Annotated in this window: 21 protein-coding genes and 1 pseudogene; 11 read left to right on the top strand and 11 right to left on the bottom strand. The window is 59.1% G+C overall.

Annotated features, from left to right (window positions below; genetic code table 11):
* Nucleotides 1-252: 252 nt before the first annotated feature.
* Nucleotides 253-1,191, top strand: a complete 939-nt coding sequence (pbpG, locus tag J3D54_RS18770; protein WP_253421290.1) for a D-alanyl-D-alanine endopeptidase — start codon at nucleotides 253-255, stop codon at nucleotides 1,189-1,191.
* Between the two features lie 56 nt (nucleotides 1,192-1,247).
* On the opposite strand, the gene J3D54_RS18765 is transcribed toward pbpG, so the two are convergent.
* From J3D54_RS18765 to J3D54_RS18755, 3 genes and pseudogenes are all read right to left on the bottom strand, one after another.
* Nucleotides 1,248-1,472 (bottom strand): hypothetical protein, encoded by a 225-nt coding sequence (locus J3D54_RS18765; protein WP_253421288.1) that lies wholly within the window; start codon nucleotides 1,470-1,472, stop codon nucleotides 1,248-1,250.
* A 12-nt stretch (nucleotides 1,473-1,484) separates the two neighbouring features.
* Entirely contained in the window at nucleotides 1,485-1,700 is a 216-nt protein-coding gene (locus J3D54_RS18760) for a DUF6021 family protein (RefSeq protein WP_253421286.1), read from the bottom strand.
* A gap of 94 nt (nucleotides 1,701-1,794) precedes the next feature.
* A pseudogene (locus J3D54_RS18755) lies at nucleotides 1,795-2,522 on the bottom strand (peptidase C39 family protein).
* Between the two features lie 171 nt (nucleotides 2,523-2,693).
* Here J3D54_RS18755 and J3D54_RS18750 point away from each other — a divergent pair.
* Nucleotides 2,694-2,864, top strand: a complete 171-nt coding sequence (locus J3D54_RS18750; protein ID WP_253421284.1) for a hypothetical protein — start codon at nucleotides 2,694-2,696, stop codon at nucleotides 2,862-2,864.
* A gap of 75 nt (nucleotides 2,865-2,939) precedes the next feature.
* Here J3D54_RS18750 and J3D54_RS18745 read toward each other — a convergent pair whose 3' ends face one another.
* Together J3D54_RS18745 and J3D54_RS18740 are read right to left on the bottom strand one after the other, a co-directional pair.
* Nucleotides 2,940-3,689 carry a TerC family protein gene (locus J3D54_RS18745; RefSeq protein ID WP_253421281.1) on the bottom strand — a complete coding sequence of 250 codons (750 nt, stop codon included), beginning with the start codon at nucleotides 3,687-3,689 and terminating at the stop codon, nucleotides 2,940-2,942.
* A gap of 28 nt (nucleotides 3,690-3,717) precedes the next feature.
* Nucleotides 3,718-3,960, bottom strand: a complete 243-nt coding sequence (locus J3D54_RS18740) for a hypothetical protein (RefSeq protein ID WP_253421279.1) — start codon at nucleotides 3,958-3,960, stop codon at nucleotides 3,718-3,720.
* 156 nt (nucleotides 3,961-4,116) lie between these two features.
* Between J3D54_RS18740 and nhaR the strand changes: the two genes are divergently transcribed.
* Nucleotides 4,117-5,016 carry a transcriptional activator NhaR gene (nhaR, locus tag J3D54_RS18735; protein ID WP_253421277.1) on the top strand — a complete coding sequence of 300 codons (900 nt, stop codon included), beginning with the start codon at nucleotides 4,117-4,119 and terminating at the stop codon, nucleotides 5,014-5,016.
* Between the two features lie 4 nt (nucleotides 5,017-5,020).
* Here the strand turns inward: nhaR and J3D54_RS18730 are convergent, their stop codons facing one another.
* Entirely contained in the window at nucleotides 5,021-6,175 is a 1,155-nt protein-coding gene (locus J3D54_RS18730; protein ID WP_253421265.1) for an MFS transporter, read from the bottom strand.
* A 335-nt stretch (nucleotides 6,176-6,510) separates the two neighbouring features.
* Between J3D54_RS18730 and sstT the strand changes: the two genes are divergently transcribed.
* Nucleotides 6,511-7,743, top strand: coding sequence for a serine/threonine transporter SstT (sstT, locus tag J3D54_RS18725; RefSeq protein ID WP_253421264.1), 1,233 nt, complete (start codon nucleotides 6,511-6,513; stop codon nucleotides 7,741-7,743).
* A 70-nt stretch (nucleotides 7,744-7,813) separates the two neighbouring features.
* Here the strand turns inward: sstT and J3D54_RS18720 are convergent, their stop codons facing one another.
* Nucleotides 7,814-8,323: a DUF1993 family protein gene (locus J3D54_RS18720; RefSeq protein WP_095633963.1), complete on the bottom strand. Its 510-nt coding sequence runs from the start codon at nucleotides 8,321-8,323 to the stop codon at nucleotides 7,814-7,816.
* A gap of 127 nt (nucleotides 8,324-8,450) precedes the next feature.
* Between J3D54_RS18720 and J3D54_RS18715 the strand changes: the two genes are divergently transcribed.
* On the top strand, nucleotides 8,451-9,098 hold the full coding sequence (locus J3D54_RS18715; RefSeq protein WP_253421263.1) for a YceH family protein: 648 nt from the start codon (nucleotides 8,451-8,453) through the stop codon (nucleotides 9,096-9,098).
* A 163-nt stretch (nucleotides 9,099-9,261) separates the two neighbouring features.
* On the opposite strand, the gene J3D54_RS18710 is transcribed toward J3D54_RS18715, so the two are convergent.
* Nucleotides 9,262-10,080 (bottom strand): shikimate 5-dehydrogenase, encoded by an 819-nt coding sequence (locus tag J3D54_RS18710; RefSeq protein ID WP_253421262.1) that lies wholly within the window; start codon nucleotides 10,078-10,080, stop codon nucleotides 9,262-9,264.
* Nucleotides 10,081-10,318: 238 nt separating this feature from the next.
* On the opposite strand from J3D54_RS18710, the gene J3D54_RS18705 reads away from it, so the two are divergent.
* The 3 genes from J3D54_RS18705 to J3D54_RS18695 all read left to right on the top strand — a co-directional run bounded on the left by J3D54_RS18705 (nucleotide 10,319) and on the right by J3D54_RS18695 (nucleotide 11,362).
* Nucleotides 10,319-10,690, top strand: a complete 372-nt coding sequence (locus J3D54_RS18705; RefSeq protein WP_253421261.1) for a hypothetical protein — start codon at nucleotides 10,319-10,321, stop codon at nucleotides 10,688-10,690.
* Between the two features lie 193 nt (nucleotides 10,691-10,883).
* On the top strand, nucleotides 10,884-11,078 hold the full coding sequence (locus tag J3D54_RS18700) for a hypothetical protein (protein ID WP_253421260.1): 195 nt from the start codon (nucleotides 10,884-10,886) through the stop codon (nucleotides 11,076-11,078).
* Nucleotides 11,079-11,179: 101 nt separating this feature from the next.
* On the top strand, nucleotides 11,180-11,362 hold the full coding sequence (locus J3D54_RS18695; protein WP_007940423.1) for a hypothetical protein: 183 nt from the start codon (nucleotides 11,180-11,182) through the stop codon (nucleotides 11,360-11,362).
* Here J3D54_RS18695 and J3D54_RS18690 read toward each other — a convergent pair.
* Complete coding sequence (locus tag J3D54_RS18690; protein ID WP_253421258.1) at nucleotides 11,359-12,420, bottom strand: AI-2E family transporter; 1,062 nt, start codon at nucleotides 12,418-12,420, stop codon at nucleotides 11,359-11,361. The two genes, J3D54_RS18695 and J3D54_RS18690, sit on opposite strands and share 4 nt — an antisense overlap.
* Before the next feature lie 177 nt (nucleotides 12,421-12,597).
* Here J3D54_RS18690 and yegQ point away from each other — a divergent pair, with 177 nt between their 5' ends.
* Nucleotides 12,598-13,923, top strand: a complete 1,326-nt coding sequence (gene yegQ, locus J3D54_RS18685; RefSeq protein WP_253421257.1) for a tRNA 5-hydroxyuridine modification protein YegQ — start codon at nucleotides 12,598-12,600, stop codon at nucleotides 13,921-13,923.
* A 36-nt stretch (nucleotides 13,924-13,959) separates the two neighbouring features.
* Here the strand turns inward: yegQ and J3D54_RS18680 are convergent, their stop codons facing one another.
* Nucleotides 13,960-14,676 carry a FadR/GntR family transcriptional regulator gene (locus tag J3D54_RS18680; protein ID WP_253421255.1) on the bottom strand — a complete coding sequence of 239 codons (717 nt, stop codon included), beginning with the start codon at nucleotides 14,674-14,676 and terminating at the stop codon, nucleotides 13,960-13,962.
* A 283-nt stretch (nucleotides 14,677-14,959) separates the two neighbouring features.
* On the opposite strand from J3D54_RS18680, the gene J3D54_RS18675 reads away from it, so the two are divergent.
* Both J3D54_RS18675 and gudD read left to right on the top strand, forming a co-directional pair.
* The gene (locus J3D54_RS18675) at nucleotides 14,960-16,306 is read left to right on the top strand and encodes an MFS transporter (RefSeq protein ID WP_253421253.1); all 1,347 of its coding nucleotides are present in this window, start codon (nucleotides 14,960-14,962) and stop codon (nucleotides 16,304-16,306) included.
* A 24-nt stretch (nucleotides 16,307-16,330) separates the two neighbouring features.
* Nucleotides 16,331-17,674: a glucarate dehydratase gene (gene gudD / locus J3D54_RS18670; RefSeq protein ID WP_253421251.1), complete on the top strand. Its 1,344-nt coding sequence runs from the start codon at nucleotides 16,331-16,333 to the stop codon at nucleotides 17,672-17,674.
* A 193-nt stretch (nucleotides 17,675-17,867) separates the two neighbouring features.
* Here gudD and J3D54_RS18665 read toward each other — a convergent pair whose 3' ends face one another.
* Nucleotides 17,868-18,740 carry a LysR family transcriptional regulator gene (locus J3D54_RS18665; RefSeq protein ID WP_253421246.1) on the bottom strand — a complete coding sequence of 291 codons (873 nt, stop codon included), beginning with the start codon at nucleotides 18,738-18,740 and terminating at the stop codon, nucleotides 17,868-17,870.
* Nucleotides 18,741-18,806: the final 66 nt, after the last annotated feature.

Below are 18,806 nucleotides of genomic sequence, written 5' to 3'. Positions count from 1 at the left end.
CACCATGCTGAACCCAAAAGAACCCCGCCCATCGCGGGGTTCTTTTTGCCTGTAGCAAACAGCTCGATCACAGAGGTCGGACAACTGCAAAGCAAAATAGTAAAGAAAGAGTTACAGCATTAAATATTCTTCACTTTTACCCCCTGTCTTACAGGCGCCTATGGCTTTCCTGGCACATACTCCTAAAATGCGTCGTTTTTAAGAAACAGCCCGTTACAGAACGGCATATCCACCCTTTATGAGTCTGCCAGCGTGAAAATCCGTCTTTCCATCCTGAGCCTAATTTTTGCAGTTACAGGGACTTTCATCACGCCAACGGTCAACGCTGCTGAAACCACTGCGGCGCCGCGAGACACTGCACAACTGAAAATCGCTTCCGGCAGCGCTTTGCTGATGGATCTGCAGACCAACAAGGTCATTTATGCCAGCAATCCTGACGTCGTCGTACCCATCGCGTCCGTCAGCAAACTGATGACCGGTCTGGTGATCGTAGAAGCCCGGCAGAACATGGACGAATACATTGCCGTCAACATCAACGACACGCCGGAAATGAAAGGTGTGTTTTCCCGAGTCAAACTCAATAGCGAGTTATCGCGCCGCGAGATGCTGCTGATTGCCTTGATGTCGTCGGAAAACCGTGCCGCCGCGACATTGGCCCATCATTATCCCGGCGGTTATGTCGCGTTCATTGCCGCCATGAACGCCAAAGCCAAGGCCCTGGGCATGACCAGCACCCACTTCGTCGAGCCGACGGGCCTCTCGCCACGCAACGTGTCCACCGCCCGCGACCTGAGCAAATTGCTGATCGCCGCGCACAAATCCCCACTCTTGACCGAGCTGAGCACCACCAAGGAAAAAACCGTTACGTTCCGTAAACCCAACTACAGCCTGGGGTTCCACAATACCGACCACTTGATCAACAAGCCGAACTGGGACATCAAGTTGACGAAAACCGGATTTACCAACCAGGCCGGTCACTGCCTGGTGCTGGTGACCAGTATGAGCAACCGCCCGGTTGCGCTGGTGATTCTCGATGCGTTCGGCAAGTACACGCACTTCGCCGATGCGACCCGTATTCGCAGCTGGGTCGAGACCGGCAAGAGCACCAACGTGCCGTCCGTCGCCCTGCAATACAAGTCCGACAAGAACCTCAAACATCGCCAGAGCGGTGTGATTGAAGCATCAAAATAAGATTGGAATATCTGCAAACGAAAAGCCCCGAATAGTCGGGGCTTTTTTCGTCTGGCTCAATCATTGGGCAACGGCATCTGATCGTCATCCGGAATGCCATCTCCGGCACTCGGGTCTCGCCAGCCCTGTGGATGCTTCGTCGGCACCACCGTCGGCCTGGCCAAGGGATCCCTTAGGGGGCTGTCCGGATCCATCACCGGGTCCAGGTCCGCCTCGGGGGTTGTTGGAACGCTTTCGGGAGGGTCCGAATGTTTGTCGTCGAAGCTCGAATCGGTAGACATATGCACCTCTGACTAAGACTTGGGTTTCAGATTACCGAGCGGGTCGTAAGGCTTTGCCGGTGTCTTCTTACCCTCTTCACCCGGTTTTATATCTTTGGGTGCCCTGGCAGGTCCGATGGGGTCGACCTGAGGATCGGCAACGTCCGGAGAATCGGGGTCGAACCCCAACTCATGATCGGACGAATGCTCGGACGAGTGTGGGCCGACGGGGGTATTGGATTGAGCCATGGACGCCTCCTGGTCACGGCCCGGCGAGAAACCCGGGCCCTTTACATCAGAGGCGAACAACGCCGAGTAGTGCCCGGCAGATGACAAACGGAAACTACTGCGCGGTCAGCGCCTTCTTCGCCTTGGCTGCCGCTTGCTCCTGACCTGACTGGGCAAGATCGTTCGCCGCTTTCAGCCAGCGCTGCTGATCGACGTTGGCCGGAATCTGATCCGGCTTCTGGATCAAAACGGCCCAACCGCCAGCATTCTCGAGCGCCGACTCAAAAGCGCCGAACCCCATCAGCAACCGACGATCCATCCCGGTGCGCAGCAACACGGTCTGCTTTTGCCGGTTATAACCGGCAAGAATCGCGTATCGCGGTCCCGCCCAGAATGCCGAGCCTTCGGTAAAGCGCACCATCACCGGATAACCGGCCGCGACCTGGGTCAGCAGTGCCGGCAATTGACTGTCGAGGGGATAGACCACCATTCCGTACTCGCGGGCAAGGTCTTGCATGTTCTGCTGCAACCGGTCTTCGGCACCCGGCAAATGCAGGGGCTTTTCGAGCAGCCCCGGGGTTATCACGATGCCCTGTTGGGACAACAGGCTTGCCAGCACTTGAGGCCCGCTTTGATAACTTTGCCCGCGGTAGAACGTACCGCTGAGTTCAACACGCTCCGGCAGACGCTTGATCTCAGGCGCCACACTCCCCGCACAGCCAGCCAGGCCGGCAACGCAGCCAACGATCAGTGCCAAAGATCGAATTCGAGAAAATACCCGCACCATCATCACTCTCTGTTCAGACGCCAGGCGATCACGCAGCCGGCTTGGCCGTCGATCATAGGATGCCACGCGACAGCGGTATAGCCTTAACCGGCAGTTGTTTGCATTCGATAGAGCGAACAGGTTGATGACTGGCGACCTTTGGTCAATAGCCTGAAACACAGCAGCGGCTAGACTGTCATTTACCAAGGAAGAGTGTGCGCCCGCTGCAGGGCAAAGAGGAGGCACTGATGAGCCTGGCAATGACCCTTATGATGTTGATTTCCGGCTGGCTGGCGGTGGCCGCCGCCATGTTGTGGGGCGTTTTGCGCATTACCCGCCGGCACCATCACCACCCGGTTCAATCGGCGCCCGTGGCAAACACCGATAAACCGGCTATACACCCCGCCACCGCGCACTGACTGGACATGTAGAAAAGCGGTTCATTGGCCGCCTGGACTGTTGCGAGTTCAGGCGGCCGTTTCGTTTATCGACGGTTAAGCTTCTGCGGCTACGCGCCTCTGTTTGGCCCGCCGCGACAACATGTTCAAGCCTTCGATCGTCGCCGAGAACGCCATGGCCGCGTAGACGTAGCCTTTCGGTACGTGAGCGCCGAAACCTTCGGCGATCAGCGTCATGCCGATCATGATCAGGAAGCCCAGCGCCAGCATCACCACCGTCGGGTTGTCGTTGATGAATTTGGCCAGCGGGTCAGCAGCCAGCAACATCACCAGGACCGACACCACCACCGCGATGATCATGATCGGCAAATGCTCGGTCATGCCGACAGCGGTAATGATGCTGTCGATGGAGAACACCATGTCCAGCATCAGGATCTGACCGATTGCGGCGGCAAAGCCCAGGGTCACGGTCGAGGTGGCCGACGTCGGATCTTCCGGCGATGGGTCCATGCTGTGATGAATCTCGGTGGTCGCCTTCCACAACAGGAACAGGCCGCCGGCGATCAGGATCATGTCCTTCCAGGAGAACGCGTGACCGAAAATATCGATCACGGGCTCAGTCAACTGGACGATGAACGCGATGGTGCTCAACAGCGCCAGACGCAGGATCAACGCCATGCCGATACCGATGCGCCGCGCCTTCTGGCGATGCTGTTCGGGCAGCTTATTGGTCAGGATCGAGATGAAGATCAGGTTATCGATGCCGAGCACGATTTCCATCACCACCAACGTAGCCAGGGCGACCCAGGCGGCGGGGCTTGCAGCAAGTTCTAAAAGGTATTCCATGGGTCAGTCCTGACTCGTTGCAGACGGTTTAGATTTCCTGGGACGAAGAGTCGGTTTTGCCCGCCTCTTTGACCGGTTGCTCTTTCTTGCTGATCAGGCCACTCGCGGCCTCGCTCAACGCTTGTTCGGCCGCTTTGTGGGTATCGTCAATCGCCTGCTTGGCGCTTTCAGCGGCCTTGCCCATCAATTGCTGAGCACTTTTCTCGGCCTGGTCGCAACCGGCCAACACCAGTAAAGACGTGATCAGCAGCGCGGTGGTTTTAAGTTTCATGATGCTTTCCTCGATAGAACAGACAGAACCCAAAAGGCGATCCGTCGATAGCGAGGCAGTCTAAAGAGGCAAATACTTCAGGAAAATTCGTATTTTCAGCGGTTATACTTCGGTTTTTACGAATCCATAGCAAAATACACGCTACGGGGAACACGAATGCTGAATTATCGACAGCTGCATTATTTCTGGGTGGTGGCCAAGACCGGCAGCATCGTGCGCGCCTGCGAGCAGTTGAACTTGACGCCACAGACCATCAGCGGGCAGATTTCCTTGCTCGAACAAACCTATGGCATCGAATTGTTTCGCCGGGTCGGCCGGCAACTGGAACTCACCGAAGCCGGGCGTCAGACCCTGCCCTACGCCGAGCAGATGTTTCAGCTCGGGGGCGAGCTGGAATTGATGCTGCGAGCGCAGCCCAATGAGCAACAGATACTGTTTCGGGTAGGCGTCGCCGATGTAGTGCCCAAATCCATCGTTTATCGCCTGATCGCGCCGACCATGGAGCTGAGCGAGCCGCTACGTATCACCTGCCGCGAAGACAAACTGGAGCGCTTGCTCGCCGACCTGGCGATTCAACGCCTCGATCTGGTGATTTCTGACAGCCCGATGCCCTCGCATCTGGACATCAAGGGCTACAGCCAGAAGCTCGGCGAATGCGGCATCAGCTTCTTTGCCACTGCCGAACTGACGGCGCGATACGGCCAGGATTTCCCCCGCAGCCTGCACGGCGCCCCGCTGTTGATTCCCGGGCCGGAAACCGTGGTGCGCAGTCGCTTGCAACGCTGGTTTGCCGAACAGCAAATTCAGCCGAGAATCGTCGGTGAGTTCGACGACAGCGCCCTGATGCAGGCCTTCGGCCAATCCGGCAGCGGGATTTTCATCGGCCCGAGCGTGATCGCCGACGAGGTGAAACGCCAATGCGGCGTGGAGTTGATCGGCCAGACCGACGCGGTGCGCGAGTCGTTCTACGCCATCTCGGTGGAACGCAAGGTCAAGCACCCCGGCATTGTCGCCATTACCGAAGGTGCCCGACGCGAGCTGTTCACCGAAACGTGAAGCCTCAGGCGCAGATTTCTCGGGGTTTGAAAGTCATCAGCGCCATGGCCAGGAGAATCGAAATCAGGATAAAACCGGCGGCGGCGAAACCCAGTCCGCCCAGGCCCACACTGTCGATCACCCGGCCGCCGACCATCGCGCCCAGGCCGATCCCAAGGTTGGCCCCGGCAATGTTCAGCGACGCAGCAAAGGCCGGCGCTTCAGGCGCAGCCTTCATCAAACGCACATGACTGACCAGGAACAACGCCGCCTGGGTTACGCCCCAAATCCCCATCGCCGCCGCCAGCCCCAGCGGCGAATGAATGTTCGGCACCAGCGTCACCATGCCGGCAATCATGAACGCGCAAAACGTCACAGAAGCAATCAGCGGGTGACGATCCACCGCGCGGCCGCCCAGCGAGTTGCCGATCAGCCCGACCGCACCGAAGCCCATCAGGCACCAGCCGACCACGGTGCCGTTGAAACCGGCGAGGCGCTCAAGAATGTCGGCCAGGTAGGTGTAGGCGGTGAACATGCCGCTGAACACCAGAATCGACAGCAGTACGTGCCCCAGCATCAGTGGGCTGCGCAGGATCTTGAACTGTGAACGGAAGCTCACCTGATGCTGGTGCAGACTGGTTTTCGGCAGGTAGATAAACAACAGCAGCGCCTTGGCAAACGCGATCACCGCCAGAATGCCGAAAGCACTGCGCCAGCCGAATGCGTCGGAAATCAGCGTGCCGACCGGAATGCCGAACACCGTGGCGCAGACGATGCCGAAACCGATCTTGGCAATCGCCCGCCCGGCATAGTCCGGTCCGACGATGTCCACCGCGGTTTCACTGGCCAACGCCCAGAACACCGGCAACCCCAGCGCCGGAATCAACCGGGCAATGGCCATCACCCAAATGTTCGGCGCCAGCGCTGCCAGCGTGTTGGCCAGGCCGAACATGATCAGCACGCTAATGAACAACTTGCGCCGCTCAAACCTTGCGAAGTACGCCGTCAAGAACGGCCCGAACGCGGCCACGGTGAACGCGAACAGGGTCACCAGCAATCCCGCCTGAGGGATGCTGACGTGCAGGTCACGGGCGATTGCCGGCAACAGGCCGACGATGATGAATTCCGTGGTCAGCACCGTGAAACCGGCGGCGGACAACAGAAGAATGGGCAACAGCATGCAGAACTCCAGGAAAACGACGACACCAGCGACAGCCCGAAGGCCCACTGGCAGAACTAGAAAATGAGGATGGCGAAGCTTAACAGAGTGTTTCCAAACGAGGTTGCACGAACCTGCAAATCTCGTTGAACAATCGGGTGGCAGATCGTCACACGTCTGAAGGATCGCGGCTACGCTGTGATAAAGTCCGCGACCCGCGAGACTGACACCTTGCTCATCGGCTATCCATTGGCATTGATGTGGCGACCTTCTTCGGTTCCCTCTATGTGGCCTGCCCGGCTTTTTGCTGCATGAGCCAAGGAACCCTGCACCCTAATAAAATCAGAGATACCGTTATGACCGCTTCATCCCCTTCTCTCTTGCAACGCCTCAAACGCAGTAGCCTGGTCACGCAAATCATCATCGGCCTGATCGCCGGGATTGCCCTGGCCCTGTTCGCGCCTGAGGTGGCCAAATCCACCGCTTTCATTGGCAAAGTATTCGTGTCGGCGCTCAAGGCTGTCGCGCCGATTCTGGTCTTCGTGCTGGTCATGGCCTCGATTGCCAACCACAAGCACGGCCAGGAAACCCATATCCGGCCAATCCTGTTTCTGTACCTGCTGGGCACTTTCGCCGCGGCCGTGGTGGCAGTGATCGCCAGTACGTTGTTTCCGTCGAGCCTGGTGCTGTCGACCCAGGACGTTGCGGTCACCGCGCCGGGCGGCATCAGCGAAGTGCTGCAAAGCCTGCTGCTCAGCGTGGTTGATAACCCGATCAGCGCGCTGATGAACGCCAACTTCATCGGCATTCTGGCGTGGGCGATCGGCATGGGCATTGCGATCCGCCATGCTGGCGAGACGACGCGCGAAGTGCTGGGCGACCTGTCCAATGGCGTGACCGTGATCGTGCGCCTGGTGATTCGTTTTGCGCCGCTGGGGATCTTCGGCCTGGTGGCTTCGACCCTGGCCACTTCCGGTTTCGGCGCCTTGATCGGTTACATGCACCTGCTGGCGGTGCTGCTGGGCTGCATGCTGTTCGTGGCGTTGGTGATGAACCCGGTCATCGTGTTCTGGAAGCTGCGCCGCAACCCGTATCCGCTGGTGCTCACCTGCTTGCGCGAGAGCGGCATCACCGCCTTCTTCACCCGCAGCTCGGCGGCGAACATTCCGGTCAACCTGGAATTGAGCAAACGCCTGGGCCTGCACGAAGACACCTATTCGGTGTCGATTCCCCTCGGCGCGACCATCAACATGGCCGGTGCCGCGATCACCATCACCGTGCTGACCCTGGCCGCCGTGCATACCCTGGGCATCGCCGTGGATATTCCGACGGCCATTCTGCTCAGCATCGTCGCGGCGATCTGTGCCTGTGGCGCCTCGGGCGTGGCTGGCGGTTCGTTACTGCTGATTCCGCTGGCGTGCAGCCTGTTCGGCATCCCGAGCGAAATCGCCATGCAGGTAGTGGCGGTCGGCTTCATTATCGGTGTATTGCAGGACTCGGCGGAAACCGCGCTGAACTCCTCCACCGACGTGCTGTTCACCGCGGCGGCGTGCCAGGGTGAAGAGTTGAAGGCGCAGCGTTTGGCGTAAAACGCACCGACGAAAACGAAAAAGCCCGCCAAGGCTTACACCTTGGCGGGCTTTTTTGTACCTGGGGGGTTTAGAACGCGCCCATGTAATCGCGTTTGCCCACTTCCACACCGTTGTGACGCAGCAGCGCATAAGCAGTGGTGACGTGGAAGAAGAACTGCGGCAGACCGTAGCTCAGCAGGTAAGCCTGGCCAGTGAAGCGCTTCTCTTTAGGGGTGCCTGGACGGGTCACGATCTCGATACCTTCCTTGCCGTTGATCTGCTCCGGCTTGATCTCGCCAATGAAGGCCAGGACCTTGGCGATCAACGCTTGCAGTTCAGCAAAGGTGGTTTCGGTGTCGTCGTATTTCGGCAGTTCGACTTCAGCCAGACGCGCCGAAACGCCTTTGGCGAAATCAACGGCGATCTGCACCTGACGCACCAACGGGAACATGTCCGGGTACAGACGGGCCTGCAGGAACGCGTTCGGGTCGATGTTTTTCGCGGTGGCGTGGGCTTCGGCCTTGCTCAGGTTGTTGCTCAAGGCGTTGAGCATTTGCTGGAAAACCGGAACGGAAGCGGCGTACAGAGAAATAGTCATGGCAGTCTCGTGTGGTGACAGGAGTAAAAAACGTGCAGCGATTATAGCCATGCTGGCGTGCCCTGCGACTTGTCTTTTATCCAGCAAGGATTAGGCTAGGCGGCTCGACTGCCTAGGGAAAAGCGCGATGAGCACTGAACAAGAGACGACCTTCGACGAACCGCGGCTCAACAGCACGGAAATCCGCATTCTGGGCTCGTTGATCGAGAAACAGGCCACCAGCCCGGAAACCTATCCGCTGACCCTCAATGCCCTGGTGATTGCCTGCAACCAGAAAACCAGCCGCGAGCCGGTGATGAACCTCACCCAGGGCCAGGTCGGCCAGAGCCTGCGCGCCCTTGAAGGTCGCGGGTTCACCCGACTGGTGATGGGCAGCCGTGCCGACCGCTGGGAACATCGGGTCGACAAGGCGCTGGAACTGGTGCCGGCGCAGGTGATTCTGACGGGGTTGCTGTTCTTGCGCGGTCCGCAGACGGTCAACGAACTGCTGACCCGCAGCGGCCGCATGCATGACTTCGAAGATGCCGAACAAGTGGTGCATCAACTGGAGCGCCTGATTGCCAGAGGCCTGGCACTGTTGATTCCGCGCCAGGCCGGCCAGCGCGAAGACCGTTACATGCATGCGCTGGGCGATCCGGCGGACATCGAAGCGATCCTCGCTGCCCGGCACAACCCGGTGGAACGTGGCGTCGGTGGCGGTGTATCGGTTGAGCGAATCGAAGAGCTTGAAGCGCGGATTGCGGCGCTGGAAGAGCGCCTGGCGCGCCTCGAATAACCCTTCCCGATGTGCCGAGCTCCCTGTGGCGAGGGAGCTTGCTCCCGTTGGGTCGCGAAGCGGCCCCAAAGCAGTCAGCACACCGAGTTTGCCGGCCTTGCGACTGCTTCGCAGCCGAACGGGAGCAAGCTCTCTCGCCACAGGTCCAACCAACAGTCGGAATTCAGCCCCGGGCAAACGCCACGGCTTTCTGGAACTGCTCATCGGTCGGTCGCATGCCGGTGTACAACACAAACTGTTCCAGCGCCTGGATGGCAATCACTTCCAGCCCGGTGATCACCCGCTTGCCTTCGGCACGAGCGCGCACGATCAGCGGTGTTTCCGAGGGGATTGCCACCACATCGAAGACAGTTTCGGCGGCAGCGATGGCTTCAGGGGCGAACGCCAGTTGATCGGCTTCCGGACCACCGGTCATGCCGATCGGCGTGACATTGATCAGCATCTGCGGGCGTTGAACGCCCAGTTCCGCCTGCCATTGGTAACCCAGCGATTCGGCCAGGGCATGCCCGGCACGTTCGTTGCGGGCCACAATCAGGCCGTTTTTGTAGCCGCCATCGCGCAAAGCACTGGCCACGGCCTTGGCCATGCCACCACTGCCGCGCAGGGCAAAAGTCGAATCCTTGGGCACTTGGTGGGTTTCGAGCAACTGGGCGATGGCGATGTAATCAGTGTTGTAGGCCTTGAGGTGGCCGTTGGTGTTGACGATAGTGTTGATCGATTGAATAGCCTCAGCCGATGCATCCAGCTCATCGACTAGCGCGATGCAGGCTTCCTTGAACGGCATCGATACGCCACAACCCCGGATGCCCAACGCACGAATACCGCTGACAGCCCCCGTCAGGTCCTGGCTGCTGAAGGCTTTGTAGTAAAAATTCAGCCCCAGTTGTTCGTACAGATGATTGTGAAACCGCAGGCCGAAATTGCCAGGCCGCCCCGAGAGTGACATGCACAACTGGGTGTCTTTGTTGGGGTTCATCTGCATCCGAATCTCCTTCATTAGCACTTTCAGATGGACGGAAATAACAACTCCACCCGATTGTGGTCAATCATAAGGGTATGTCTGTACCAGACAGCACCGTAAAGAAACCGGTACAGACCTTACACAAAATTTACCCAACGGCTGTGCTGATTTTCAAAAAATCGCTGTCTTAGAAGTATCCCCGCAACAACTTGTGTCTATTGCAGACGCAAGCGCCGGGTCGAAGAACCGAGGACTTATCATGATCCGTAAAATCCCCACAGTAGCCTTGCTGATTGGTGCTCTCGCTATCGCAGGGCAGGCAGAAGCAGGTGGTCGTGGCTGGGAAGGTCCGGCTGTGTTTGGTGCGATCGTCGGCTCGGCAATCATCGGCTCGGCAATTATCGGCCGCGACCGGCCGGTGTATGTGGAGCAGCAACCGGTTTACGTTCAGCCACAGCCGGTGTATGTGCAGCAACCGCCGCCGGTCTACTACCAACCCGCTCCGGTGTACGTGCAACAACCGATGTACTACCGCCCGGCACCGATCTATTACGGTCCGCCACGCGGGTATGGCCCACCGCACGGCTACTACGGCCCTCCCCATGGTTACTACCGTGGCGACCGTTGGTAACAGACTCATCAGGCCCCGCCTCAACAGCGGGGCCTTTTTTGTGACCACAGATCGGGCGAGGTCTGAATAAATCTCGCCAAGGTCGCTGTCGGGACAGTCCCTGCCGGTAAAGTTGGTCATATTTATGTCATGTCCGGTCCGCAAGCTTGGATCTGTCCATAAACAACAGGTTGATAAAAACAAGGACGACCTCATGCCCACACAAAACCCGCACCGCATTGTCGGCTTGTGCACTTCCAGCAAGGTGTACAACGCACTGACCGAACTCAAGCACCTGGAAGGCCATCGCAGCGCCAAGTTTCTCTCGCTGCTGGCGCAAACCCTGGTGCGCAAAGGCCTGCTCAATGAGCAGGAAGTCGTGCATATGCTCGATCAAGTCGTGGACTGACCGCCAACACTCACTGGCGTCAATGACGACTATCGAAAGTGTTGATTGTCCGTTCAAGTGCCCGATCCGTAAGGTAGCCCCATAGATTGATGGAGGTACTTATGGCTCAGGTTCAGATTATGTCCGTTATCGGCAGCGCCGTTCCCGCACCGCTCAGAGCGCTGGGATTGCTCGCCTGCTGGTATCTGGTGCAGGACGGCGAACCGATCAGCGGTCCGCTCACCTCGCTTCCCGACGCCCAGGCCCTGTCGCAACGTATCGGTTCAGGCCAGCTCAGCGCTTAAGGCAGCTGAACATGCGGCTTGGTTTCGATGAAGATTGCCCAGCTCGACATGAACAACGCTGCGATCAAAGGCCCGATGACAAAGCCATTGAGCCCGAAAATCGCCAGGCCGCCGAGGGTTGAGATGAGAATCAAATAGTCCGGAATCTTCGTGTCCTTACCCACCAGGATCGGTCGCAGCACATTGTCCACCAACCCGATCACGAACACCCCGAACAACGCGAGTACCGTGCCCTGCCAGATCGCGCCGCTGAGCAGAAAATACACGGCCACCGGTGCCCAGACAATTCCCGCCCCCACCGCTGGCAACAGTGACAGAAACGCCATCAGCACCGCCCAAAGCAATACGCTCGGGATATCCAGAAACCAGAAAATCAAACCGCCCAATGCGCCTTGCGTGATCGCTACCAGCAAGTTGCCTTTTACCGTCGCTCGCACCACGTGATTGAACTTGAGTTGCAAACGGCGTTTCTGGTTGTCCTCCAGCGGTATGGCGGCGCGTATTTTGCGCGCCAGTTCGGCCCCGTCGCGCAGAAAGAAGAACAACAGATAGAGCATGATGAAAAAGCTCACCACGAATTCGAAAGTGCCTTGGCCAAAACTGTAAGCCTGAGTAGCAAAAAACTGGCCGCCCTGCATCGCACTCTTGATGATTTTCTCCCGTAGACCACTCAACTCGCCCATGCCGAAACGATCGAGCAGATGCTGGAAGTACGGGGGCAAGCTGTGTTTGAACTGCACCACATGACCGGTGATGTCCAATTCGCCGCTTTCGATGCTTTTGTATATCGACGCGCCTTCTTGAACCAGAAAGGCACCGACAATGGTCACTGGCAGGATCGCGATCACCAGACAGATACTTAGCGTGCACAGTGCCGTCAGGTTGCGTTGCCAGCCGAACTTCAGTTGCAACCGACGTTGCAAGGGCGCAAACAGAATGCCGAGGATGGCCGCCCAGAACACCGCGCCATAGAACGGCAGCAGAATCCAGACGAAGGCAACGGTCACCACGGCCAGCAAGACCATCAGCGAAGTGTTCTGGAGCTTCGTTTCGTTCATGTCCGGTCCATGCCATTGCACAGGGGGGCGTAAATTCGCGTCCTTATGTTTAGTCCGCCACGGTTCGCGCGAGTGCCATCTGTTTATTGCTCAAGCATAGATCCAGATCAATAACCTCCGTGGGCAAGCCGCTTACCCTTGCCGGCTTTTGCGATCGACACTGCCATGACCTGCGCCATGCCACTCATTCCCCCGGAACTGCTCGCCCCTGCCGGCACCCTGAAAAACATGCGTTATGCCTTCGCCTATGGCGCCGACGCGGTGTACGCCGGCCAGCCGCGCTACAGCCTGCGAGTGCGCAACAACGAATTCGATCACGCCAACCTCGCGCTTGGCATCAGCGAGGCCCAGGCTCAGGGCAAGCGCTTCTATGTCGTGGTAAACATCGCCCCGCACAACGCCAAGCTGAAAACGTTTCTCAAGGATCTGGAGCCGGTGATCGGCATGGCGCCGGACGCGCTGATCATGTCCGATCCCGGCCTGATCATGCTGGTGCGTCGGCACTTCCCGCAGATGCCGATCCACCTGTCGGTGCAAGCCAATACGGTGAACTGGGCCAGCGTCGAGTTCTGGCAGCAACAGGGCTTGAGCCGGATCATCCTGTCCCGCGAACTGTCGCTGGAAGAAATCGCCGAAATCCGCCAGCACGTCCCGGCGATGGAGCTGGAAGTGTTTGTGCACGGCGCGTTGTGCATGGCCTATTCCGGGCGCTGCCTGTTGTCGGGTTACATGAACAAGCGTGACGCCAATCAGGGCAGCTGCACCAATGCCTGTCGCTGGAAATACGCGGCGACACCGGCCAGCGAAAATCAACTCGGCGAGATCGTGCAGCAATTCGGGCCAGAACCGACCCTGGGCATCGGCACGCCGACCGATCAGGTGTTCCTGTTGCAAGAGGCCAATCGTCCCGGCGAACTGATGCCGGCCTTCGAGGATGAGCACGGCACCTACATCATGAACGCCAAGGACCTGCGCGCCGTCCAGCACGTCGAGCGCCTGACGCAGATGGGCGTGCACTCACTGAAGATCGAAGGCCGGACCAAATCGCATTTCTATTGCGCGCGCACCACCCAGGTTTACCGCCGCGCGATCGATGATGCGGTAGCTGGCCGAGTGTTCGATCGCAGCTTGATGACTGACCTGGAGTCCCTCGCTCAGCGCGGCTACACCGAGGGTTTTCTGCGCCGGCACGTGCATGACGAATACCAGAACTACCAGAACGGCAGCTCGGTTTCAGAGCGCCAACAGTTCGTTGGGGAGTTGACCGGCGAACGCCGTGACCGGCTGGCCGAGGTACGGGTGAAGAATCGTTTTGGCCTGGGCGATCACATAGAACTGATGACGCCCAAGGGCAACTTCCACTTCGACCTGCATCAACTGCAGAACGTCAGAGGCGAGGCGATTGAAGTGGCACCCGGGGACGGGCACACAGTGTATTTGCCAATACCGGACGCGGTGGATTTGCGTTATGGATTGCTGATGCGCGATGTTGCCGTGAGCTAAAAATCATCGAGCCCGCTCCCACAGGTCACTGACAAATCAACTGCCTCCCGCCGAAAAGCGGTCGCGGCTGTTGGTCAGGTGCAACCACATCGCCGCCCGCGCCGCATCCGGATCCTGGCGCCTGATGGCGTTGAGAATCGCCTCGTGTTCGAGGTTGGCGAGTTGCCCCAGCTTGCTCAAATCCGTTGACCCGCGCTCGGCGGCATTGACGCGGGTGCGGGGTATCATCGCATTGCCCAAGTGCTGCATGATCTCGGTGAAGCACACGTTTCCGGTAGCTTCGGCGATCAGCAGATGGAAGCGTTTATCGGCCTCGACGCAGCTGTCGTTGTTGGCCAGCAAGCTTTGATAGTCGTCCAGCGCTTCACGCATCTGCGCCAAGTGCTGATCGGTGCGACGCACCGCTGCCAGCGCGGCGGCCTGGGTTTCCAGACCCATGCGCAACTCCAGAATACTGCGCACCCCCAGCGCGGTATCGACATTCAGCCGCAACCCCTGCTCCGGCGCACGCTCGATGACAAAGGTGCCGATGCCGTGACGGGTTTCCACCAGCCCTGAAGCCTGCAATTTCGAAATCGCCTCGCGCACCACCGTGCGGCTGACCCCATGCTCCTGAACAATCGAGTTCTCCGACGGCAGCTTTTCCCCCGGCAGCATCTGGCCGAGCAGAATGCTCTGGGTCAGCTTGGCCACCAGGTCATGGGCCAGGTTGTGGGAGCGCTTGCGGGCAGGTGCGTCGATGTCTTCTTGCATGGTGATTATCCGTAAAGCGGGGCTATCCGGATCCTAGCACCGGGATCGACTGGAATCTTCAGAAAATAGCAGCAAACTTGTATGACAACACTCAACAACTCGACCCCTGAAGCGCTATCACACCTCCACACCCGACTAGAAAAAGCATAGCAACCTGCAAATAAATAGCCATTTTATTGGACTGCGGCGCTTGTCGAATCAAAAAATCAAGTTGTATGATGTCTATCAACAACACAACACCCAGCCACACCCCGCATAACAATAACGAGTGGGAGAAAAACAAGTGAATACATCCATACCCGGGATGAGCGATGGCGCCGATTCAGTCCTGAAGTCCGCCATCTCGAAAGTGAAACGCCACGTCCTGCCGCTGTTCGTGATCATGTTCATCGTCAACTACATCGACCGTGTGAACATCGGCTTCGTCCGCGCCCACATGGAACATGACCTAGGGATTGGCGCTGCCGCCTACGGCCTCGGTGCCGGCCTGTTCTTCATCGGTTACGCGCTGTTCGAAGTCCCCTCCAACATCCTCCTGCAAAAAGTCGGCGCACGAATCTGGCTGACCCGCATCATGCTGACCTGGGGCTTGGTGGCCGCCTGCATGGCGTTCATCCAGAACGAAACCCACTTCTACATCCTGCGGTTTCTGCTCGGTGTGGCGGAAGCCGGGTTCTTTCCCGGGGTGATCTATTACTTCACCCGCTGGCTGCCCGGCGTGGAGCGTGGCAAAGCGATTGCGATCTTCCTCAGCGGCTCGGCGATTGCGTCGCTGATCTCCGGCCCGCTGTCCGGGCTGCTGCTGCAAATCAACGGTCTGGGCATGCACGGCTGGCAGTGGATGTACTTCATTGAAGGCCTGTTCTCGGTCGGGCTGTGCGTGTTCGTCTGGTTCTGGCTGGACTCCAAACCCCACGACGCCAAATGGCTGACTCTTGCTGAACAGGACGCGCTGGTCAAAACCATTGATGACGAACAACTGGCCCGCGAAGCCGCGACACCGATCAAACCGTCGCTGGGCACGCTGCTTAAGGACCGCCAGATCATCCTGTTCTGCCTGATCTACTTCTTCATTCAATTGTCCATCTATGCCGCAACCTTCTGGCTGCCGAGCATCATCAAGAAAATGGGCGAGCTGAGCGACATTCAGGTCGGCTTGTTCAACTCGATTCCATGGTTGCTGTCGATCGTCGGCATGTACGCCTTCGCTTCGCTGTCGGCCAAGTGGAAACACCAGCAAGCCTGGGTCGCCGCGGCCCTGCTGATCGCTGCGGCGGGGATGTTCATGTCCACCACCGGCGGGCCGATCTTCGCCTTCGTCGCCATTTGCTTCGCCGCATTGGGCTTCAAGTCCGCCTCGTCGCTGTTCTGGCCGATTCCCCAGGCCTACCTGGATGCGCGGATCGCCGCCGGCGTGATCGCGCTGATCAACTCGGTGGGCAACCTCGGCGGCTTCGTGGCGCCGACCACCTTCGGCTTGCTGGAAGAGCACACCGGCTCGATTCAGGGTGGACTGTACGGTCTGGCCGCCACCTCGATCATCGCCGCGATCATCGTCTTCGCCGCACGCAATAAACCGAAACCCGCACCGGCCGTTGCACTGGGCAAACCCGCGCCAAATCACGCCTGAACATTGGTTTTAAAGGACAAGAGCATGAACCCACAAGAAGCCGCAAAAGCCCCGATCATCACCAGCATGCAAGTAGTGCCGGTGGCCGGCCACGATGGCATGCTGCTCAATCTGAGCGGCGCCCACGGCCCGTTTTTCACCCGCAACATCGTAATCCTCAAGGACAACGCCGGTCACACCGGTGTCGGCGAAGTACCCGGCGGCGAGCGCATTCGCCAGACTCTGGAAGACGCGCGTTCACTGGTGGTCGGTAGCCCGATCGGCACCTACCAGAAGATTCTCAATCAGGTGCGCCAGACTTTCGCCGATCGCGATGCCGGCGGTCGCGGTTTGCAGACGTTCGACCTGCGCATCACCATTCACGCGGTCACCGGCCTGGAAGCCGCCCTGCTCGACTTGCTCGGTCAGCACTTGGACGTGCCGGTCGCCGCGTTGCTCGGCAAAGGCCAGCAGCGCGACGAAGTGAAGATGCTCGGCTACCTGTTTTACGTCGGTGATCGCAACGAAACCGATCTGGCGTATCGCGGTGAACCGGACGCCGACAATGACTGGTTCCGCGTGCGTCACGAAAAAGCCATGAGCGCCGACGCCGTGGTGCGCCTGGCAGAAGCCGCCCACGCCCGCTATGGCTTCAAGGACTTCAAACTCAAGGGCGGCGTGTTGAGCGGCGACGAGGAAATCGAAGCGGTCACCGCCCTCGCCGAGCGCTTCCCTCATGCACGCATCACCCTCGACCCGAATGGCGCCTGGTCGCTCAAGGAGGCGATCCGCCTGTGCCGGGATCAGCACCATGTTCTGGCTTACGCCGAAGACCCGTGTGGAGCGGAAAACGGTTACTCGGGCCGTGAAGTCATGGCGGAGTTTCGTCGGGCCACGGGCCTGAAAACCGCGACCAACATGATCGCCACCGACTGGCGGGAAATGGGCCACGCGATCCAGTTGCAGTCGGTGGACATTCCGTTGGCCGACCCGCACTTCTGGACCATGCAGGGTTCGGTGCGGGTGGCGCAGATGTGCCACGAATGGGGCCTGACCTGGGGCTCGCATTCCAACAACCACTTCGATATTTCCCTGGCCATGTTCACCCACGTCGCGGCCGCCGCACCCGGCGAAATTACCGCCATCGACACCCACTGGATCTGGCAGGACGGCCAGCGCCTGACCAAGGCGCCGCTGCAAATCGTCGACGGTTGCGTGCAGGTGCCGAAGAAACCTGGCCTGGGGGTTGAGCTGGATGTGGACCAACTGGCCAAGGCCCATGAGCTGTACAAAGGCATGGGATTGGGCGCGCGGGATGACAGCGTGGCGATGCAGTTTCTGATTCCGGGGTGGACGTTCGATAACAAGCGGCCGTGCCTGGTGCGCTAGGCTTCTGAAAGCACCGCAAGCCTGTGGAGAGCCTGTGTGGCGAGGGGGCTTGCCCCCGTTCGACTGCGAAGCAGTCGCAAAAGTGGCTAATCGGTTCTTTCAGACAAAACCCGGTGATGGCATTGGGAGTGCTGCGCACTCCAACGGGGGCAAGCCCCCTCGCCACACAAGCCCGCTCCCACAGGGTTTTGTATTAAAGCGAAGCGTGCAGCAACCAGTCCTTGAACGCCGCCATCGCTGAGGTTTCAGGACGCGACTGCAGGCGGGTCAGCCAGTAGCTGCCGGTGGTGATCTCTATGGCGAACGGTTGCCGGATCGCGTCCGCCGCCAGTTGCCGGGAGAACATCAACGGTGGCGCCAAGGCAACGCCTGCACCTTGCAACGCCGCTTCCATCATCGCCAGCGACGAGTCGAAGACGATACTCCGGGGCAGCACGGCATGGGCCGAAAGACAGGCCGCCTGAAACCACTCAGGCCACTCGTCCGTGCGATAGGAGCGCAACAGCGTTTGCTGCAACAAATCGGCTGGCGTATGCAATTGCCGGGCGATCTCTGGCACGCAGAGCACCGACAGCGGCGCCTCGATCAACCGCACCGCTTCAATCCCGTGCCACGCCCCCGCGCCAAAGCGAATGGCGTAATCCAGGCCTTCGGCTGCCACGTCCACCCGGTTGTTGTTGGTCGACAGGCGCAAATCTATGAACGGATGTTTCTTCTGAAAGTCCGCCAATCGTGGCAACAGCCAACCGACCGCGAAAGTCCCCACGGCGCCCACCGTCAGCACCTCACGAAAATGCCCGCCCTCGAAACGCCCCAAGGTTTCGGCGATCCGGTCAAAGCACTCGCGCAACACCGGCAGCAGAGTTTCACCTTCGCTGGTCAGCATCAGGCCGCGCGGCAGGCGTTTGAACAAGGTCACGTTAAGCTGGGCTTCAAGGCTTTTGACCTGATGACTCACCGCCGCCTGGGTGACACATAACTCCACCGCCGCCCGGGTGAAGCTCAAATGGCGCGCCGAAGCTTCGAAAGCACGCAGCGCATTCAGCGGCAGATGAGGTCGAATCATGCCAACTCCAAAAATTTTCTAATGGCTCATCCGAAATATCGTCGTTTGCCGGTCTTCGCCAAACTG

Source organism: Pseudomonas sp. GGS8 (assembly GCF_024168645.1).
Lineage (GTDB): Bacteria > Pseudomonadota > Gammaproteobacteria > Pseudomonadales > Pseudomonadaceae > Aquipseudomonas.
Note: the sequence above shows the minus strand (reverse complement) of the source record. Positions and strands in the feature narration are given on the sequence as shown.

Coding starts and splice junctions, on each gene's coding strand:
- J3D54_RS18765 (WP_253421288.1), bottom strand. CDS start 1,472: ATGTCTACCGATTCGAGCTTCGACGACAAACATTCGGACCCTCCCGAA.
- J3D54_RS18760 (WP_253421286.1), bottom strand. CDS start 1,700: ATGGCTCAATCCAATACCCCCGTCGGCCCACACTCGTCCGAGCATTCG.
- J3D54_RS18750 (WP_253421284.1), top strand. CDS start 2,694: ATGAGCCTGGCAATGACCCTTATGATGTTGATTTCCGGCTGGCTGGCG.
- J3D54_RS18745 (WP_253421281.1), bottom strand. CDS start 3,689: ATGGAATACCTTTTAGAACTTGCTGCAAGCCCCGCCGCCTGGGTCGCC.
- J3D54_RS18740 (WP_253421279.1), bottom strand. CDS start 3,960: ATGAAACTTAAAACCACCGCGCTGCTGATCACGTCTTTACTGGTGTTG.
- nhaR (WP_253421277.1), top strand. CDS start 4,117: ATGCTGAATTATCGACAGCTGCATTATTTCTGGGTGGTGGCCAAGACC.
- J3D54_RS18730 (WP_253421265.1), bottom strand. CDS start 6,175: ATGCTGTTGCCCATTCTTCTGTTGTCCGCCGCCGGTTTCACGGTGCTG.
- sstT (WP_253421264.1), top strand. CDS start 6,511: ATGACCGCTTCATCCCCTTCTCTCTTGCAACGCCTCAAACGCAGTAGC.
- J3D54_RS18720 (WP_095633963.1), bottom strand. CDS start 8,323: ATGACTATTTCTCTGTACGCCGCTTCCGTTCCGGTTTTCCAGCAAATG.
- J3D54_RS18715 (WP_253421263.1), top strand. CDS start 8,451: ATGAGCACTGAACAAGAGACGACCTTCGACGAACCGCGGCTCAACAGC.
- J3D54_RS18710 (WP_253421262.1), bottom strand. CDS start 10,080: ATGCAGATGAACCCCAACAAAGACACCCAGTTGTGCATGTCACTCTCG.
- J3D54_RS18705 (WP_253421261.1), top strand. CDS start 10,319: ATGATCCGTAAAATCCCCACAGTAGCCTTGCTGATTGGTGCTCTCGCT.
- J3D54_RS18700 (WP_253421260.1), top strand. CDS start 10,884: ATGCCCACACAAAACCCGCACCGCATTGTCGGCTTGTGCACTTCCAGC.
- J3D54_RS18695 (WP_007940423.1), top strand. CDS start 11,180: ATGGCTCAGGTTCAGATTATGTCCGTTATCGGCAGCGCCGTTCCCGCA.
- J3D54_RS18690 (WP_253421258.1), bottom strand. CDS start 12,420: ATGAACGAAACGAAGCTCCAGAACACTTCGCTGATGGTCTTGCTGGCC.
- yegQ (WP_253421257.1), top strand. CDS start 12,598: ATGCCACTCATTCCCCCGGAACTGCTCGCCCCTGCCGGCACCCTGAAA.
- J3D54_RS18680 (WP_253421255.1), bottom strand. CDS start 14,676: ATGCAAGAAGACATCGACGCACCTGCCCGCAAGCGCTCCCACAACCTG.
- gudD (WP_253421251.1), top strand. CDS start 16,331: ATGAACCCACAAGAAGCCGCAAAAGCCCCGATCATCACCAGCATGCAA.
- J3D54_RS18665 (WP_253421246.1), bottom strand. CDS start 18,740: ATGATTCGACCTCATCTGCCGCTGAATGCGCTGCGTGCTTTCGAAGCT.